The sequence below is a fragment of the Parasphingomonas halimpatiens genome, assembly GCF_036663795.1.
Lineage (GTDB): Bacteria > Pseudomonadota > Alphaproteobacteria > Sphingomonadales > Sphingomonadaceae > Sphingomonas.
This window is the reverse complement of the sequence record NZ_JAXOJP010000009.1, coordinates 157836-174976: the sequence shown is the minus strand read 5'-3', so window position 1 is coordinate 174976 and position 17141 is coordinate 157836. Positions and strand designations below refer to the sequence as shown.

Here is a 17141-nt window from a genome sequence, read left to right as displayed (position 1 = left end):
TGGGAACGATCCATCGAAAGCTCGACCGCATGGGCAACCATCGCCAGCATCCGCATGATCACCCGCAGAATCGCAAGAGTCTCAATCAGTTGAGAAACTTTTGAATCAGGCTCTAAGGCACGCTCACGCAGTGTTGAATCGCGATCGGCGGGTCGGCGAGGCTCCTGCCTGACCTGAAACAGGTGGCGGTGGTCCGTTCGCCAATCCACGAGGGAGAGGGGTTGAAAGGGAGGGGCGACGCCAGCGACAGTACTGGCGTCGCCCCTCCCGCTGCCTCACGCCGTTTGGCGATTGCGCCAGCTCTCGGCGTAGCTGTCGCGCGCGACTTCCGAATAAGGCACCGGGCTGACGATTGCCTTGATCTCGGTCTGGACGTGCCGCTCGACCGTTGGCTTGCGCGTGCCGCCATTGGGCTCGCCCCACAGCAAGGTCACCTCGGTGCCCGGCTCGGCGAAGTCGGCATCGACCATCGCCAGGGTCAGCATGCGGCCCTCATTGGCGCTGTAGCCGATCCAGGTCGACAAGCCGACCAGCTTGCCGTCCTTGAGCACCTGATCATAGGGGTGCATCGCATAAACCGCCGAGGGGAACTCCATATACTTGGCGCGGTCGGCCTTGGTGAACTGCGAGCTGACGACGCGCATCAGATCCTCATTGTCGAGCGCCAGCGTCACCTTGCGGCGATGCGGCTGGCCCGCCATCCGCTCGAGCGCCTCGCGGCCGATAAAGTCATGGTCGAACTTGACGAACGGCCCGTAGCCCAGGTCCCACGGCGTCAGATAATAGCCTTCGACCGAGTCCGGCACATAGCTGCCACCGATCGACGCCTTGGCTTCGTAGGAATTGGCCGTCAGCCACTCCCGGAAAGCGCGCGTACCCTCACCGGTATAGGTCGCGGGCAGTGGCGACGGGATCCAGCCGGATTCGATCGTGTTCGAGGAATAAGTCCGGCCGCCGACCAGCGTCAGGCCGAAATCCTTGCCCGCCTCGATCAGCGCGTTACGCACCGCGTCATAGTCCGCCCAAGGGCCGAACAGCTCGTAACCCGGCTGGCCTGCCATGCCGTGGCGCAATGCGCGGACTTCCTTCCCGGCAATCTGGAGCCGGGTCATGTGGAAGAATTTGAGGTCCGGCGGCGTCGCGCCCATCGCCTTTTCCAGCGTCTTCATGGCGTTCGGCCCCTGAAGCTGGAAGCGGTAGGAGCGGCGATTCTCGGGATCGGGCCGCGCTGCGGTGCGCTCGTCGCGCGAGACGGTGACGTCCCAGTCGCCGGTCGCGGCATGGAATTCGATCCACTCGATCGTCGGCGCGCGGCCAACGAGGTTGAACTTGTTCTCGTCGAGATAGAACAGGATCACGTCACCGATCACATAACCCTCGGGCGTGACCGGCACGAACTGCTTCGCGCGATCGGGCACAAAGCCCTTGAAGCTGTTGACGCCGAGATGGTTGAGCATGGCGAAGGCGTCGGGCCCCTCGACCGCCAGATCGACCATGTGGAAGGACTGGTTGAACAGCACGCAGGTGTTGGCCCAGGCCTGCTGCTCGTCGCGCCAGTTGGAATATTCCGCCGGGACGCCGGGATAGACGTTGGGGCCGGTTTGCTGGTTACGCAGCAGTTCGACGATGTCGCCGCTCGCATCGAGCAGTTGCTGCAGGGTATTCTCGGTCATGAAACTCTCCTCGTAAAATCCGGTTGGTCTAAAGATGGGGTGTTTCGGGTTGGCGCAACCATGCTGCGATCGCCTGGTTCAGCAACGCGGGCGCTTCGGCCGGCAGCATATGGCCGGCGCCCTCGATCACGACGAGCTGCGCGCCGGGGATAAGCGCCGCGATGGCGGCGTGTTGTTCCGGCGGACTCCAGCGATCCTCGCTGCCGACGGCGACCAGCACCGGGCATGTCAGCTGCGGGAGCAGGCTCTCGACCTCGGGCCGCCCGAGCAGCGCGGCGATCTGCGCCTCGAACTGCGGCAGGCCGGCCTGGATGCACATTTCCCGCAAGGGCGCGAGCAGCGACGCATCGTCGCGACGCGACGGGGCGACCATCGGCGGCAACCACGAATCGACCAGCGCGGCCATGCCCTGTGCCCGGCCCAGATCGCGCAAGACGTGCCGTTTCGGCGCTTCGTCCGGGGAAGGAAGATGGACGCCGGTGCTGACCAGCGCGAGTCGCGAGACCCGCTCGGGCGCGCGCCGCACGACCTCCAGCGCGACGCGCGCGCCCATCGAATGACCGAGCAGCGCAAAGCGCGCCGGCGCATCTGCCAGGACGATCGCGGCGATGTCGCCGAGATCGTCGGCGTCGCCATAGCCCGTGGCCGGTATCGCTTGCGGGAAGGCGGCACATTGCGCGGCGAAGATGCGCGAATCGCACATCAGGCCGGGCAGGACGAGCAACGGCTCACCGCGATCGGTGGCATCCTGATATTTCGCGTCCATGAAGATTTCATGTATACGAACTGAAATGGCCGCGCTAGAGGCTTTTCGAGGATCCGGCGCAGCAATCGCACGGCTCGCGAGAGGACAGTTGATGACCATCCCCGCCATTCATCCCGCCTGGTCTCGCCCGCCCAAGGGCATGACCGATGGCTATTCGATCGAAATGACCGCCAAGGATCGCCCCGCATTGCGCGAGGCGGCCGCCGCGATCGCACCCGAAACGCCGATCGCCATCACCTTCCTGCCGGGCGAATCGATGGATGCGCGCATCGCCGCCGCGGCCGATGTCCGCGAACTCGGTTTCGAACCGATGCCGCATCTGTCGGCGCGTCGGATCACCTCGCACGACGAGCTCGAGGAAACCGTGCGTCGCACGGTGGCCGAAGCCGGTGCGCGGCGTATGTTCCTCGTCGCGGGCGACCCGCCGGTACCGGCCGGGCCGTTCGCCGACACGATGAGCCTGGTGCAAACGGGTCTGTTCGAACGCTACCACATCAAGGCGATCGGCATCGCCGGCCACCCCGAGGGCCATCCGCAAATGGACGCGGAGGCGTGCTGGACCGCGCTGGAGACGAAGCAGGCGGAAATCACTCGCCGCGGCATGGCCACGTTGATCGTCACGCAGTTCGGCTTCGACCCCGACCCGTTCATTTCCTGGCTCGAGGCACTGCGCGCGCGCGGGATCGACGCGCCGGTCCGGATCGGCGTCCCCGGCCCTGCCGGCATCAAGACCTTGCTCCGCTTTGCCGCGCATTGCGGCGTCGGGGCGTCGACCTCGGTGCTGAGCAAATATGGCATCTCGATCACCAAGCTGCTCGGCACCGCCGGCCCCGACGCGCTGGTCGATCAACTGGCCGCGCGGCTCACGCCCGCGCATGGCCCGGTCCGGCTGCATTTCTATCCGTTTGGCGGGCTCGCCCGAACCGTCGCCTGGATCAACGACTATGAGGCGCAACATTCATGACCCAAAGCCTGACTCTCCGCCTGTCCTGTAACGACCGTCCGGGCCTCGTCATGATGGTCGCGGGCTTCCTCACCGGTCAGGGCGGCAACATCGTCGATGCCCAGCAGTTCGACGACCGGCTGACCGGTCGATTCTTCATGCGCGTGGTGTTCGAAGTAGCGGGCGAGGACCACGCCGACGCGTTGCGTGCGGCCTTCGTCCCCGTCGCGCAGGAGATGGGCGCCGAATGGACGCTGCGGGCCGCCCATGAGCGGCAAAAGGTGCTGCTGATGGTGTCGAAGTTCGACCATTGTCTCGGCGACCTGCTCTATCGTCACCGCATCGGCGAACTCGACATGGACGTGGTCGGGATCATCTCCAACCATCCGCGCAGCGCGATGCAGATCACGATGATCGGCGACATCCCGTTCCACCATCTGCCCGTCACCAGGGACAGCAAGGCGCAGCAGGAAGCGCAAGTGAAGCGCATCGTCACCGAGACGGGCGCCGACCTGATCGTGCTGGCGCGCTACATGCAGATCCTGTCGGACGATCTCGCCGGCTTCCTGTCGGGGCGTTGCATCAACATCCACCACAGTTTCCTGCCCGGCTTCAAGGGCGCAAAACCCTATCACCAGGCGCATGAGCGCGGCGTGAAGATGATCGGCGCCACGGCGCATTATGTCACCGCCGACCTCGATGAAGGACCGATCATCGCGCAGGATGTCGAGGCGATCAATCACGCCAGCACGCCCGAAGATCTCGTCCGCAAGGGACGCGACATCGAGCGGCGCGTGCTGGCCGAAGCGGTGACCTACCATCTTCAGGACCGCGTTCTGCTGAACGGCTCCCGCACCGTCGTCTTCCGCTGACGCGATGACACCGATCGACGGGCGCGCGATGGCGCGCCGGCTCTCCGAGGCCGTCGCCGCCGACGTCGCCGCGCTCGTCGCGCGCGGCGTTCGACCGGGGCTAGCGGTCGTGCTGGTCGGCGAGGATCCGGCGAGCGAGGTCTATGTCGCGCGCAAGGTTTCGGAATGCGCACGCGCCGGAATCGCCTCGTCCGAACACCGGCTGCCCGCCGACACGCCGGAGTCGACGCTGCTCGCCCTGATCGACACGCTGAACGACGACCCCGCCATACACGGCATCCTCGTCCAGCTCCCCTTGCCCGAGCAGATCGAGGCCGGCCGCGTGCTCGACCGGATCGTGCCCGAAAAGGATGTCGACGGCTTCCACCCGGTGAATGTCGGCCGGCTATCGACCGGGACCGGGGGTCTCGTGCCGTGCACGCCGCTCGGCTGCATGATGCTGCTCGACAGCGTGATCGACGATTATCGCGGGCTCGCCGCCGTCGTCATCGGCAAGTCGAACATCGTCGGCAAACCCGTCGCGATGCTGCTGCTCGAACGCGAATGTACCGTGACCGTGACGCATATCGCCACACGCGGGCTGCCCGACATCGTCCGCACCGCCGACATCGTGGTTGCCGCCGCCGGTGCGCCACATCTGGTGCGCGGCGACTGGGTGAAGCCGGGCGCCGTGGTGATCGACGTCGGCATCACCCGCGTCGATGCTGAGAATGGGCGTACCAAATTATTGGGCGATGTCGCGTTCGACGAACTCGCCCACGCGCACGCCGCGACCCCGGTTCCCGGCGGAGTCGGCCCGATGACGATCGCCTGTCTGCTGGCGAATACCGTGCGCGCGGCATCGCTCGCCGGGCAGGCCTGAGGATGTCGATCATCGTCAGCGTCGAGGATCTGGCGCTGTCGGCGCGCATCGGCATCAACCCCGATGAGCTCGACCGCCGTCAGCCGTTGATCGTCTCGGTCGACCTGCGACTTGCCGATGGTGTGACGGTCGCGTCGCTCGGCGACAGCGTCGACTATCGCCGCATCGTCGCCGAGGCCGAGGCGATCGCCGAACGGCATACCGGCATGATCGAGGTGTTCGCGCAACGGCTCGCCGAGCGGTGCCTCGCGCTCGGCCCGGTGCGTGATGCCACGGTGCGCGTCGCCAAGCCCCAGGCGCTGGCGCGCGGTCTCGCGGCGGTGCGGGTCAGTCTGAGCGCGGCCGGGAGCTGATCGGTGCCGGCCGCGCGCGCCGCCGGCTCAGCCATCACCTCGCGCAGCGGCGCGCGCCGCCTTGTAGCTTTCACGCCTGGTTTGCTCGAAGGCGACGCGCTCGGCATATCCCGCATCCTCGGGATAGTCGCGAAATTCGGCGATGATCTCGTCGAACACACCGCGCAGCTCGTCACGAAATTCGGGGTGCGAGAAGATGTAGAAGCGGTCCGCGCCGATCGCCTCGATCACGCGCGCGGCGATGACGTCGGGCTCCATGCCGACCTGGTGGAGCTTTTCGAGTCGTCCGACCATCTCGTCGTTGACCGGCTTGGCCCCCGCCCTGAGCGCATCGGGGCGGACCTCGTCGCTGGCGAAGATGTGGCTCTTCACGAGCCCGGGGCAGAGCACCGATACGCCGATGCCATGCGGGGCGAGGCTGTAACGCAGCGATTCGCTCATCCCGCGCACCGCGAATTTGGTGGTATTGTAGATGCCTGGCGCAGGGCCGCAGAGGAAGCTCGCCATCGACGCGGTATTGACGACATGGCCGCCCTGCCCGTTCGCCTTCATGCGCGGCACGAAGGTCATCACGCCGTTGATGACGCCGTGCAGGTTCACCCCCATCACCCAGTCCCAGTCGTCGAACGACGAATCGTCGATCGTCTGAAAGAGGTTGATGCCGGCATTGTTGAACAACAGGCTGACCGGACCGAGCTTTGCCTCGACCTCGTCCGCCGCCGCCGCGAACCCGTCGCGCGACGCCACGTCGAGCTGGACGCCGATCACTTCCTGATTGTCGAGCGTCTTCAAGGCAGCGGCGATCGCGTCCTCGCGAATGTCGGCGATGGCGACCTTACAGCCCTGTGCGAGCAGTGCGCGGGCGAGACCGAGGCCGATCCCGTTCGCGCCGCCGGTGACGAAGGCCGTGCGGCCCGCCAAATCTTTCATTTCGTCTCTCCTGATGATTCCGGGGCGCTCGATCGCCCGAATTTCGTTGCGCCGAATTGTATTCTACACTTACAGTTTGCCAAGCCAAAACGACGCGTCGCCCGAGCGATGCGCGATTAGGAGAGGACGAGAATGGGCATCGCGCACGCCGCCGCCGCTACCGAAATCATGGCGAGCGAGGAAATGGCGCTCGTCGAGGGATCACCCGCCTCGGCACGCACATGGTCGTCGCCGGGCGCCGCCTATTGGGCGCTGTTCGTGATCGTGCTGGCGACCTTCCTGACCTTTTTCGACCAGGTCGTGTTCGGCATGCTCGCGCAGCGCATCAAGACCGATTTCGGCCTGACCGATTCGCAACTTGGCTTCCTCGCCGGGCCGGCGAGCATCATCTGCTACCTCTTCATCGGCATCCCGCTCGCACGGCTGGCGGACATCTTCCCGCGCAAATATGTGCTCGCCGGCGGGGTTACCGTGATCGGCGTCATCACCGCATTGGGCGGGATCGCGCAGACCTTCACCCAGTTTGTCGGGACGCGCGTTTTCCTCGCCGCCGGCGGGTCCGCGCATGCGCCCTCATCCTATTCGCTGCTCGCCGATGCCTTCCCACCGAAAAAGCTGACGCGCGCCTTCGCGCTATTGCAGTTCGGGTTCATCGGCGGCGTCACGCTCGGCCCGATCGTCGGCGGCATGCTGATCGGCATGACTGCGCAATGGGCGCCGACCTATATCGGCGGCCTGAAGATTCTCGGCTGGCAGTGGATCATGGTGTGGATCGGGATTCCCGGGCTGCTCGTCGCGTTGCTCTTCCTGACCGTGAAGGAGCCCTTGCGGCTGGCGCCGCATGCCGACGCCGTCCAGCCGCCGCGCGATGCCCCGCTCGGGCGGCGCCTGCTGACCTTTAGCGGGTTCGATGCGGCGCAGGCGATCCATGCCAAGCGGCGCGTTTATTATCCGCTGTTTGCGGGTCTCGCGCTCAGCGCGATCGAGACATTCGGGCTGCAATTCTGGCGCGTCCCCTTCATGATTCGCACCTTCGGCTGGAACGAGGCGCAGATCGGCGCGGTGATGGGGAGCATGATCCTTGTCGCCTCGCTGCTCGGGCTGCTGCTCGGCGGCATCTTCGTCGAATGGCTGGCCAAGCGTTACAAGGACGCCAATGTCCGTGCCGCCGCGATCCTGTTCGGCTGCGTCACGGTCTGTTCGATCATCTCGCCGCTGATGCCCAACGGCTATATGTCGCTCGGCGTGATGAGCCTCGGCGCAATGTTCGGCATTGCGGGTGCCGTCCCGCAAAATGCCGCGATCCAGCGCGTCGCGCCCAATGCGATGCGCGGACAGGTGACGGCGATCTACCTGTTCATGTTCACCTTCTTCGGCGCGATGGGCAGCTTCATCGTCGGGCTGGTGCAGGATCTGGTGATCGGCAACGAGGCCGAACTGTGGAAGACGCTGGTGATCACCGCCTCAGTCCTCCTGCCGATCGCGACTTTGTGCATGGTGCGGGCGATCCGGCCGTATCGCGAGGAAGTCGAGGCGCTCGAAGCTGCGGGCCGTTGACAGGCGGCGCCGGACAACGCAGATTGTATGCAACGCATACATATCGATTTGCTAGATTCTTGGGAGAGAAGACATGGCCGACGCCGACCGCATCGCGAAGCTCGAACACAGCGTGGAAAATCTGTCGCGCCGCCTGCAGCAGCGCGAGGACGAGCTCGACATCCGCAAGCTGCAATATCTCTACGGCTATCTCATCGACAAATGCCTCTATAACGAGACCGTCGACCTGTTCACCGACGATGGCGAAGTGTGCTTCTTCGGCGGCGTGTGGCGCGGCAAGGAAGGCATTCGCCGGCTCTATGTCGAGCGCTTCCAGAAGCGCTTCACCCATGGCACGAACGGCCCGATCGACGGCTTCCTGCTCGACCACCCGCAGCTCCAGGACATCATCGACGTCGAGCCGAACGGGGTGATTGCCCATGCGCGCGCACGGTCGATGATGCAGGCCGGACGGCACAAGGATTTCGCTGATCCCACCAACCCGATGCTCGGCGCGCGCCAATGGTGGGAAGGCGGCATTTACGAGAACACCTATGAGAAGGTGGACGGGGTGTGGCGGATCAAGATCCTCAACTACATGCCGCAATGGCACGCCGACTTCGACAGCGGCTGGGCCAACACCAAAGCGGAATATGTCCCCTTCCCGTCCGTCACCTATCCCGAGGACCCGACCGGCCCCGATGCGCTGATCGAGGACCATTGGCTGTGGCCGACGCACAAGGTCGTCCCCTTCCACATGAAGCATCCGGTGACCGGCAAGGCGATTGTACCGGAGCGCTGGCAGGGCGATATTGATCGCGAGCAGGCGGCGAAAGCTGCCAAGGTCGCCGCGGCGGGCGCCTAGCCTTCCGACCGACCCGACACGGTCGGCACCGTGCCTGTCGCAGCGCAGCAACCCTTGCAAGGTTGCTGCGCTGGACAGGCCGGTTGCCGGAAAAGCGTAAATGAGGCGAGCGCGATGACCTATCCCGAACTTTACATGATCATCGACGGCGAGCGCGTCTCGGGCGGCGGGCGGCGGACCCACGCGGTCGTCAATCCGGCAACCGGCGAGACGCTTGCCGAACTGCCGCTCGCCGATGCCGCCGATCTCGATCGCGCGCTCGATACCGCGCAGCGCGGTTTCCGCCGCTGGCGGAACTCGACCCCGCATGAGCGCGCCGCCGTCCTTCAGGGCGCCGCGCGGCTGATGCTGGAGCGGCAGGACGCGCTCGCCCGCGTCGCGACGATGGAAGAAGGCAAGACCTTCGCCGAGGCGAAGATCGAAGTGCTGATGAATGTCGGCCTGTTCAACTTCTATGCCGGCGAGGTCTTCCGCCTCTATGGCCGCACGCTGGTCCGCCCGGCCGGCCAGCGCTCGACGGTGACGAAAGAGCCGGTCGGCCCGGTCGCCGCCTTCGCGCCGTGGAACTTCCCGCTCGGCAATCCCGGTCGCAAGCTCGGCGCGCCGATCGCAGCCGGCTGCTCGGTGATCCTCAAGGCGGCGGAGGAAACGCCGGCTTCGGCGCTCGGCGTGCTGCAGTGCCTGCTCGACGCTGGGTTGCCGCCGGAAGTGGCGCAGGCGGTGTTCGGCGTGCCCGACGAAGTCTCGCGGCATCTGCTCGGCTCGCCGATCATCCGCAAGCTCAGCTTCACCGGGTCGACGGTGGTCGGCAAGCACCTCGCCAAGCTCGCCGCCGAGGATTGCAAACGCACGACGATGGAACTCGGCGGCCACGGCCCGGTGCTGGTGTTCGACGATGTCGATGTCGACGCGGTGCTCAACACGGTCGTCGCGTCGAAATATCGCAATGCCGGCCAGGTCTGCGTCTCACCGACGCGCTTCATCGTCCAGGAAGATGTGTTCGAGCGTTTCCGCGACGGCTTTGCCGAGCGCGCGCGGCGCATCGTCGTCGGCGACGGACTCGATCCCGCGAGCGTGATGGGGCCGATGGCCAATCCGCGTCGCCCCGATGCGATGGAGCGGCTGATCGGCGACGCCACCGCCAGCGGGGCAAAGCTCGACGCCGGCGGCGAGCGGATCGGCAATCGCGGCTTCTTCTACCAGCCGAGCGTGCTGTCGCAGATCCCGCTCGACGCGGCGGTGATGAACGAAGAGCCGTTCGGCCCGCTCGCCCTGATCAATCCCTATGCCGACGAGGCGGCAATGATCGCCGAGGCCAACCGCCTGCCCTACGGGCTCGCGGCCTATGCATGGACGCGCGACGCGCAGCGCCAGCGCCGCGTCGCGCGCGAGATCGAGAGCGGCATGGTCGGTATCAATTCGATGATGATCGGCGGCGCGGACTCGCCGTTCGGCGGCGTCAAATGGTCGGGCCACGGCTCGGAGGACGGCCCGGAAGGGCTCGATGCCTGCCTCGTCACCAAGGCGGTACACGAAGCATAGGATCGGAGCGCGCGATGGTCGAGGATGCGAAGTTGCTGAAGCCGCGCGCCGCCGCGATCGACGCGGCGCTGCGCGAGATGGAGGCGATCCTCGGCCGCGACGGACTGCTCGTCGATCCCGTCCAGGTCGCCGAGTTCCGCGATCCGTTCGCGCCGCCCGAGGGCGACTGGTACGAGCCGGGTGCGGTGCTGATGCCGGCATCGGTCGAAGAGGTGCAGGCAATCCTGCGCGTCGCCAATGCCCATGGCACGCCGGTATGGACCAGCGGCCAAGGGCGCAACAACGGCTATGGCGGCCCGGCGCCGCGCGTTTCGGGTTCGTTCGTCGTCTCGCTGCGGCGGATGAATAGGGTGCTTCAGGTCGACGAGGAATCGGCCTGGGCGCTGGTCGAGCCGGGCGTGCGCTTCTTCGATCTCTACGATCATCTGCGCGCCACTGGATCGCGGCTGTGGATGTCGGTCCCCGATCTCGGCTGGGGCAGTATCGTCGGCAACACGCTCGACCACGGCGTCGGCTACACGCCGATGGGCGACCACATGGCGAGCCAGTGCGGCATGGAGGTCGTGCTCGCCAATGGCGACATCCTGCGCACCGGCATGGGCGGGATGGAGAATCCGCGCGGCTGGCATGTCTTCAAGCATGGCTGCGGCCCCTCCCCGGACGGCCTGTTCAGCCAGTCGAACTTCGGCATCGTGACCAAGATGGGCGTGTGGCTGATGCCCCCGCCCGACTGCTACATGCCGGGCTGGCTCACGCTGCGCAACGACAGCGACCTTGAACTGCTGCTCGAACGACTGCGGCCGTTAATGCTCGACGGGACGATCCCCAACCAGCCGATGATCATCAACGCGGTCTGCGCCGCCTCCGCCTTCTGGGGCCGCGACGACTGGTACACCGGCGACGGACCGATCCCGGATGAGATCATCGACAAGATCGCCGAGACGCCGGGCTTCGGGCGCTGGGTGATGCGCTTCGCGCTGTACGGTGACGAGAAGATCGTCGAGCGACAGCGCGAGATCGTCCAGGATGCGCTCGGCACGATCCCCGGCGCGACGATCAGCTTCTCCAAATATGACGGCCGCAACCTGCCCGAACTGGAGAACCCGCACGAACGGGTGCAGGCCGGCATTCCCAGCATGGCGCTCGACCGCATGACCCGCTGGTATGGCGGCGACAAGGGCGGGCATATCGGCTTTTCCTCGGCGATGCCCATCACCGGCCGCGACGGCGCGGCGATTCGCGATCTGGTACGCAACCAACTCAACGCAGCCGGGCTCGATTATAGCGGCGTCATCATCGTCTCGAAGCGCAGCATGATCCATGTCGGGCTCGTCGTCTTCGACACCGGCAACGCCGCCCAGGCGACCGCCGCCTATGCGGCGTGCAAGGCGATGATCGAGCCGGCCGGCAAGCTTGGTTATGGCGAGTACCGCTCGCACCTCGACTTCATGGATCTCGTGGCGGAGCAGTATAGCTTCAACGACCACGCCCAGCGCCGCTTCGCCGAAACGATCAAGGACAGCCTCGATCCCAACGGCATCCTCTCGCCCGGCAAGCAGGGCATCTGGCCCAGGGCCTATCGCAAACAGGACATCCCCACGACATGACCCATGAACTCAAGACCGGCGGTGATCGCGGCTATCTGCGCATCGCCACCGAGGAAGCCTTTGCCACGCGCGAGCAGATCGACGCCTATCTGCGGATGGTCAAGGACGGATCCGCGGACAAGGGCATGACCTCGCTCTGGGGCTTCTACGCCCAGTCGCCGTCAGAGCGCGCGGTCGAGATCATCGAACGCCTGCTCGATCTCGGCGAGCGCCGCATCGCCGACATGGACGCGACCGGCATCGACGTGGCGATCCTGTCGCTCACCTCGCCGGGCGTGCAACCGCTGCTCGACGTGAGCGAGGCCAAGGCGATGGTGCGCCGCGCCAACGATTATCTTGCCGAGCGCTGCGAAAAATATCCGACGCGTTTTTTCGGCATGACCTCGATCGCGCCGCAGGACCCCGCATGGTCGGCGGAAGAGATCAAGCGCGGCGCCGGCGAACTCGGCTTCCGCGGCGTGATGGTCAACAGCCACACGCTCGGCCACTATCTCGACGAGCCGCAGTTCGACCCGATCTTCCGCGCGCTCGCCGAAACCGGGCAGCCGCTCTACATCCACCCGCAGACGCTGCCCGACAACATGATCGGCGGCCTGATCGATGCTGGGCTCGATGGCGCGATCTTCGGCTTCGGGGTGGAGACCGCGATGCACCTGTTGCGGCTCATCACCACGGGAATCTTCGACCGTTATCCCGATCTGCAGATCGCCGTCGGGCATGGCGGCGAGGCGATCCCCTATTGGCTGTATCGCATGGATTACATGCACAAGGCCGGCGTGCGCTCGCAGCGCTATGCCCGCCTCAAGCCGTTGCAGAAGGACCTGTTCGGCTGTCTGCGCGAGAATGTGCTGGCGACGACCAGCGGCATGCCTTTCCCTCCGGCGATTAAGCTGATGATGGAGGTAATGGGCGACGATCGCGTGATGTACGCGATGGATTACCCTTACGAATATGTCGCCGACGAGGTCCGCGCGCACGATCTGCTCGAGGTGAGCGATGCCGCGAAGAAGAAGCTGATGCAGACCAACGCCGAGCGCGTGTTCAAGCTGTGACCATCGCCGCGCCGATCCGCTCCGGCGCCTGGTATGCGCTCATCCTGGTGGCGGCGACGCAGGCGATCAGCCTGCTCGACCGCAATATCCTTGCGATCCTCGCGCCGAGCATCAAGGCCGATCTCGGCATCGGCGACTCCGAGATGGGGCTGCTCTACGGCACCGTCTTCGCCTTTTTCTATGCCCTCTTCTCGCTGCCGCTCGGTCGCCTGGCCGATGGCTGGGTGCGCACACGCCTGCTCGCGATCACGATCTTCTTCTGGTCGATCGCGACCGGGCTCGCAGCGTTCGCCGGCGGCTTCACGCTGCTGGCGCTGTCGCGGTTGGGCGTGGGCATTGGGGAGGCAGCATCGCAGCCGGCAGGCACCAGCCTCGTCTACGACTATTTCCCCAGTCGCCAGCGCGGGCTGGTGATGGCGGTGCTCGCCGCAGCGATCGCGATCGGGCTCGGCGGCTCCTCGATCCTTGGCGGCGTCGCCGCGCAATGGTGGGATACGCGCTACCATGGCAGTGGCGCGCCGTTCGGTTTCCATGGCTGGCAGTTCGCCTTTGTGGTCGCGGCCCTGCCGGGAATCCTCATCGCCTTGCTGATGTGGCGCCTACGCGAACCCCAACGCGGCGCGATGGACGGGATCGCGACGCCCGTGGATCCGCACCCGTTCCGCGCAAGCCTTCGCGTCCTCGGCGCTGCCACGCCCGTCGCCAACTGGGTTGCGCTCGGCCGCGCGGGCGCGACGCGACGCGACTGGGCGATTAACCTCGGCGTGCTTGGCGTGATCGTGACGGGCTTCATCCTGATCGTCCGCTGGGCCGACGGCTTTTCGCCGCGTCCGCCGATCGTCCTTGGCGGCGTGGCGATCAGCCCGCACGCGCTGCAATGGGGCGTGATCGGCTTTGGGCTGTACGTCGTCGTCAACCTGCTCCAGGCACTGCGCCGCACCGATCCGCCGGCCTTCGCGGTGATCGCGACATCGCCCTCGCTGATATTGTGCATGCTGGTCGGCGCGCTGCAGTCGGTGATCAATTACGGCAATATGAGCTTCACGCCGTCTTTCATCATGCGCTCCTACGCGCTCACGCCAGCCGAAACCGGCCTGAAGTTCGGGTTGCTGGCAACGGCACTGGGCATCATCGGCCCGATGATAGCTGGTCCCCTGTCCGACTGGGTCAGCGCGCGCTGGCCGGGGGGCGGTCGCGTCTGGGTGACGATCGTCGCGCTCGGCATATCGCCGCTGATCGCGCCCTGGGTCTATGCCGCGCCGACGGCGAGCGACTTCTACCTGCGCTTCACGGTGTTCAGCCTTGCGCTGACGATGTGGCTGCCGCCGCTTTATGCGGTGATGTACGATCAGGTGCTGCCGCGCATGCGCGGGATCACCGCCAGCCTCTATATCGTCGTGTCGACGATCACGGGGCTCGGGATGGGTCCGTACATCGTCGGCATGGTCAGCGACGCGACCGGCAATCTCGGCCACGCCATCCTGACGGTGAACTGGGTCGCGATCCCGATCGTCGTGATGCTGGTGATCCTGGCGTCGCGCGTCCGCCGCGACCATGCCGGCCTCGCCGACCGCGCGCGCGCTGCGGGCGAACCGATCTGACGGGTCAGGTCACCCGCCACACCCACAGCTTGATGCCAAGCGCGTAACGCGCCCCGGCGCAGACGAAGATGCTGCGGTTGAGCCAGTCATATTTCCCGACCGGCGCAATGAATTCGGGAACTGTGCGGAAATAATATTCCGCCGGGTCGACATCCTCGCCGCGGCCGAGCCGCTGCATCACCTCGGCCGGGCCGTGACGCAGCCCGCGGTTGCGGATCTGGATCACGACACCGTCATCGGTCTCGATCGCATAGGTCGCATCGGCGACCGTCACGCCATCGGCGCGCGTCAGTTGCCAGTCCGCCCCCTGGCCGAGGAGGCTGCCGCGAATGTTCGGGCCCTCGACGGGACCCGAGAAGATCGGGATGATCCTTCGCGTGCCGTCATAGGTCTGGCCGATCGGTATCGCCTCGCCCAGCGCCCCGCCAGCTTCGTAGACGAATTCGAGACCGGGCTTGATCACGCAGCCAGCCCGATCTGATCGGCATTCGCCCAGTTCCCGTGCAGGCCGAAGCGCAGGCGGATCGGGATTCGGATCTCGGCGATCGGCCCCTTCTCGATGTCGAGCGCGTCGAACAGCAACAGGTCGGAGCGGTGTTCTTCCAGGCGATTGCATACCTGGACGATCCAGCCATCGCCTTCCGCCGCGTCGTCGCCGCGCGGAATGAAGCACGGCTCCTGCAACGACGATGTCGGGCCGCACCACCATTTCTGCTCGCGCTTGGTTTCATGGTCGACCAGCCCGAGCGTGTTCATGACGAAACCGCCCGCGCTGCCACCCTTCAGCTCGACCGGCTTGGTCGGGTCGATCACCAGCATCCAGCCATAGCGATAGGACAGCCCCGTGCGGCGATCGTCGATGCGCGGGAATTCTCCCATCATGCCGGTGAGCCGCTCGAAGCTTTCGAAGTCGTCCGAATTCGATGCCATGTCGACCGTCCAGCGCGTCAGGAAGCTGGCAGATTCCTTGCCGTTGAACGGCGCGCCGTGGATGTCGGGAAAGAACGGGAACATGTTGTTCTTCGCCTCGGGCGTGTCGAAGTGGATCTTTGTGCCCTCCTGAAACGCGTTCATCACATGGCTGGCGAAGCAATTGTCGCGCCTGAACCAGCGGATGTCGGCGGCCGTCGCGTCGGCGCGGCGTGGCAGCACGCCGAGATAGACCGGCAACGTCGTGTCGAAGCCGAAATGCGGCAGCCCCTGTTCGAGGCGCTCCCAGTTCGAGGTGCTCGGCACGACGTGAAACAGCGCGTAATCGGGCGTGATCGCGAAATCGTGCATCATCGCGTAATAGGGCAGTTCGAACCACAGTTCCTGCTTCAACACCCCCTCGGGCGACACGACATAATAGGTCATGTCACGCGTCAGCACGCCCTTGGCGGCATAGCCGAAGGCGATCATGTCGCCCGTCTCGGGATCGATCTTGGGGTGCGCCGTGAAGGTCTGCCCGGTCATCGCGCCGTTGAACCAGGTATAGCCTTCGGTCTCCAGCGTCGCCGGGTTCATCACCAGCGCGGGCGAATCCTCCTTCAAGGCGTAAAGCTTGCCGCCATAGACGAAGGCGTTGGTGTTCGCGGTGCCGCGGATCTTGCCCTTGACGCTCTCGTCGTCGGTCAACGGATTGCGGTAGGCGCCGAACAGGCCCTTGCCCGCTTCATGCTCGAGCTTCCACTTGTCGGTCTGCGCCCAGCGCTGCCGGAAATCGACGCGTCCGTCATGGAAACGGAACATCGTGATCATCCCGTCGCCGTTGAACGCAATGTCGTCGCCAAGGCGCGGCGGGAACTGCGGATCGGGCTGGACGCGATAGAAGGCGCCGTTGAGCTCGGCAGGGATAATGCCCTTCACATCGAGGTCGGCGATGTCGGCTTCGACCCGCGACGGCATGTTGAAGCCGGTGAACGCAGCTGTGTCGGGGAAATGCGTCATGGCCGATCCTCTCGATTCTATCGTTGCCGACTTTGTATGTAAGACGAACAATATTTTCAAGCGCGCGCATTGACGCTGCGATATGAAACGCTCAAACTGTTACTATGAGTTACCAGTCTGAGACGATCGACGAGAAGCCAGCGGCGGAAGCCGACATCGGCGATATCGACCAGATTGTCGGCTTTCACATCCGTCTGGCCCATGGCGCGGTCTATCGGCACTTCACCGAGACCTTCGCCGACCTCGACCTGACGCAGAAGCAGGTCTCGGCGCTGTGGCTGATCGACGATCATCCCGATATCGCCCAGGCGGATATCGGTCGACGGCTGCAGATGGATCGCGCTACCGTGATGGCGATCATCAATCGGCTTCAGAAGCGCGGCTTCGTCGAACGCGGCGCCTCGACCGGCGATCGGCGGCGCCAGACGCTTCACCTGACGCCGTCGGGGCATAACGCGCTGCTCAAGGCGCGCGCCAGCGTAATCGAGCATGAGGCATGGCTGAAGGCGCGCTTCAACGACCGCGAGCTTGCCCAGTTCGTCAAATTGCTGCGGCGCATCCACGAATAAAGTGACCAGCCAAGGCGCGCGCCAACCCCGGCCGGCCCGAC

General features: G+C 65.5%; 16 protein-coding genes and 1 pseudogene. 12 read left to right on the top strand and 5 right to left on the bottom strand.

What is annotated here, in order from left to right:
* Positions 1-93: pseudogene (locus U1839_RS12080) on the top strand (IS5/IS1182 family transposase); the annotation flags it as partial.
* Between the two features lie 182 nt (positions 94-275).
* Here the strand turns inward: U1839_RS12080 and desA are convergent.
* Positions 276-1673, bottom strand: coding sequence for a syringate O-demethylase (desA, locus tag U1839_RS12075; protein ID WP_332803871.1), 1398 nt, complete (start codon positions 1671-1673; stop codon positions 276-278).
* A gap of 28 nt (positions 1674-1701) precedes the next feature.
* Complete coding sequence (locus U1839_RS12070) at positions 1702-2439, bottom strand: alpha/beta fold hydrolase (protein WP_332803870.1); 738 nt, start codon at positions 2437-2439, stop codon at positions 1702-1704.
* Positions 2440-2530: 91 nt separating this feature from the next.
* On the opposite strand from U1839_RS12070, the gene U1839_RS12065 reads away from it, so the two are divergent.
* From U1839_RS12065 to U1839_RS12050, 4 genes are read left to right on the top strand one after another with little or no spacing between them, the layout of a single operon-like run.
* Positions 2531-3403: a methylenetetrahydrofolate reductase gene (locus U1839_RS12065; RefSeq protein ID WP_332803869.1), complete on the top strand. Its 873-nt coding sequence runs from the start codon at positions 2531-2533 to the stop codon at positions 3401-3403.
* The gene (purU, locus tag U1839_RS12060; protein WP_332803868.1) at positions 3400-4254 is read left to right on the top strand and encodes a formyltetrahydrofolate deformylase; all 855 of its coding nucleotides are present in this window, start codon (positions 3400-3402) and stop codon (positions 4252-4254) included. The genes U1839_RS12065 and purU overlap by 4 nt, the downstream gene beginning before the upstream one ends.
* A gap of 4 nt (positions 4255-4258) precedes the next feature.
* The gene (locus U1839_RS12055) at positions 4259-5116 is read left to right on the top strand and encodes a bifunctional 5,10-methylenetetrahydrofolate dehydrogenase/5,10-methenyltetrahydrofolate cyclohydrolase (protein WP_332803867.1); all 858 of its coding nucleotides are present in this window, start codon (positions 4259-4261) and stop codon (positions 5114-5116) included.
* Positions 5117-5118: 2 nt separating this feature from the next.
* Positions 5119-5469 (top strand): dihydroneopterin aldolase, encoded by a 351-nt coding sequence (locus U1839_RS12050; protein ID WP_332803866.1) that lies wholly within the window; start codon positions 5119-5121, stop codon positions 5467-5469.
* A 27-nt stretch (positions 5470-5496) separates the two neighbouring features.
* On the opposite strand, the gene U1839_RS12045 is transcribed toward U1839_RS12050, so the two are convergent.
* A complete protein-coding gene (locus U1839_RS12045) occupies positions 5497-6399 on the bottom strand; it encodes an SDR family NAD(P)-dependent oxidoreductase (RefSeq protein WP_332803865.1) in 903 nt (300 codons plus the stop codon).
* 132 nt (positions 6400-6531) lie between these two features.
* Between U1839_RS12045 and U1839_RS12040 the strand changes: the two genes are divergently transcribed.
* The 6 genes from U1839_RS12040 (at position 6532) to U1839_RS12015 (ending at position 14602) form a co-directional block, all read left to right on the top strand.
* Positions 6532-7956: an MFS transporter gene (locus U1839_RS12040; RefSeq protein WP_332803864.1), complete on the top strand. Its 1425-nt coding sequence runs from the start codon at positions 6532-6534 to the stop codon at positions 7954-7956.
* A gap of 73 nt (positions 7957-8029) precedes the next feature.
* Positions 8030-8800, top strand: coding sequence for a nuclear transport factor 2 family protein (locus tag U1839_RS12035; RefSeq protein WP_332803863.1), 771 nt, complete (start codon positions 8030-8032; stop codon positions 8798-8800).
* A gap of 114 nt (positions 8801-8914) precedes the next feature.
* On the top strand, positions 8915-10342 hold the full coding sequence (locus tag U1839_RS12030) for an NAD-dependent succinate-semialdehyde dehydrogenase (protein WP_332803862.1): 1428 nt from the start codon (positions 8915-8917) through the stop codon (positions 10340-10342).
* Between the two features lie 14 nt (positions 10343-10356).
* Positions 10357-11949 (top strand): FAD-binding oxidoreductase, encoded by a 1593-nt coding sequence (locus U1839_RS12025; RefSeq protein ID WP_332803861.1) that lies wholly within the window; start codon positions 10357-10359, stop codon positions 11947-11949.
* Positions 11946-13001 (top strand): amidohydrolase family protein, encoded by a 1056-nt coding sequence (locus U1839_RS12020; protein WP_332803860.1) that lies wholly within the window; start codon positions 11946-11948, stop codon positions 12999-13001. The genes U1839_RS12025 and U1839_RS12020 overlap by 4 nt, the downstream gene beginning before the upstream one ends.
* Positions 12998-14602, top strand: coding sequence for an MFS transporter (locus U1839_RS12015; RefSeq protein ID WP_332803859.1), 1605 nt, complete (start codon positions 12998-13000; stop codon positions 14600-14602). The genes U1839_RS12020 and U1839_RS12015 overlap by 4 nt, the downstream gene beginning before the upstream one ends.
* A 4-nt stretch (positions 14603-14606) precedes the next feature.
* Here U1839_RS12015 and U1839_RS12010 read toward each other — a convergent pair whose 3' ends face one another.
* A complete protein-coding gene (locus tag U1839_RS12010) occupies positions 14607-15065 on the bottom strand; it encodes a DUF3237 domain-containing protein (protein ID WP_332803858.1) in 459 nt (152 codons plus the stop codon).
* Entirely contained in the window at positions 15062-16531 is a 1470-nt protein-coding gene (locus tag U1839_RS12005; RefSeq protein ID WP_332803857.1) for a lignostilbene-alpha,beta-dioxygenase, read from the bottom strand. Before U1839_RS12005 ends, U1839_RS12010 begins: the two co-directional genes overlap by 4 nt.
* A 104-nt stretch (positions 16532-16635) precedes the next feature.
* On the opposite strand from U1839_RS12005, the gene U1839_RS12000 reads away from it, so the two are divergent.
* Positions 16636-17100: a Saro_0803 family transcriptional regulator gene (locus U1839_RS12000; protein ID WP_332803856.1), complete on the top strand. Its 465-nt coding sequence runs from the start codon at positions 16636-16638 to the stop codon at positions 17098-17100.
* Positions 17101-17141 lie beyond the last annotated feature (41 nt).

Excerpts from the sequence above, each read along its gene's own strand:
- U1839_RS12030 (WP_332803862.1), top strand. The coding sequence starts at position 8,915 with ATGACCTATCCCGAACTTTACATGATCATCGACGGCGAGCGCGTCTCG.
- U1839_RS12065 (WP_332803869.1), top strand. The coding sequence starts at position 2,531 with ATGACCATCCCCGCCATTCATCCCGCCTGGTCTCGCCCGCCCAAGGGC.
- purU (WP_332803868.1), top strand. The coding sequence starts at position 3,400 with ATGACCCAAAGCCTGACTCTCCGCCTGTCCTGTAACGACCGTCCGGGC.
- U1839_RS12045 (WP_332803865.1), bottom strand. The coding sequence starts at position 6,399 with ATGAAAGATTTGGCGGGCCGCACGGCCTTCGTCACCGGCGGCGCGAAC.
- U1839_RS12040 (WP_332803864.1), top strand. The coding sequence starts at position 6,532 with ATGGGCATCGCGCACGCCGCCGCCGCTACCGAAATCATGGCGAGCGAG.
- U1839_RS12005 (WP_332803857.1), bottom strand. The coding sequence starts at position 16,531 with ATGACGCATTTCCCCGACACAGCTGCGTTCACCGGCTTCAACATGCCG.
- U1839_RS12050 (WP_332803866.1), top strand. The coding sequence starts at position 5,119 with ATGTCGATCATCGTCAGCGTCGAGGATCTGGCGCTGTCGGCGCGCATC.
- U1839_RS12025 (WP_332803861.1), top strand. The coding sequence starts at position 10,357 with ATGGTCGAGGATGCGAAGTTGCTGAAGCCGCGCGCCGCCGCGATCGAC.
- U1839_RS12035 (WP_332803863.1), top strand. The coding sequence starts at position 8,030 with ATGGCCGACGCCGACCGCATCGCGAAGCTCGAACACAGCGTGGAAAAT.
- U1839_RS12055 (WP_332803867.1), top strand. The coding sequence starts at position 4,259 with ATGACACCGATCGACGGGCGCGCGATGGCGCGCCGGCTCTCCGAGGCC.
- U1839_RS12000 (WP_332803856.1), top strand. The coding sequence starts at position 16,636 with ATGAGTTACCAGTCTGAGACGATCGACGAGAAGCCAGCGGCGGAAGCC.
- desA (WP_332803871.1), bottom strand. The coding sequence starts at position 1,673 with ATGACCGAGAATACCCTGCAGCAACTGCTCGATGCGAGCGGCGACATC.
- U1839_RS12070 (WP_332803870.1), bottom strand. The coding sequence starts at position 2,439 with ATGGACGCGAAATATCAGGATGCCACCGATCGCGGTGAGCCGTTGCTC.
- U1839_RS12020 (WP_332803860.1), top strand. The coding sequence starts at position 11,946 with ATGACCCATGAACTCAAGACCGGCGGTGATCGCGGCTATCTGCGCATC.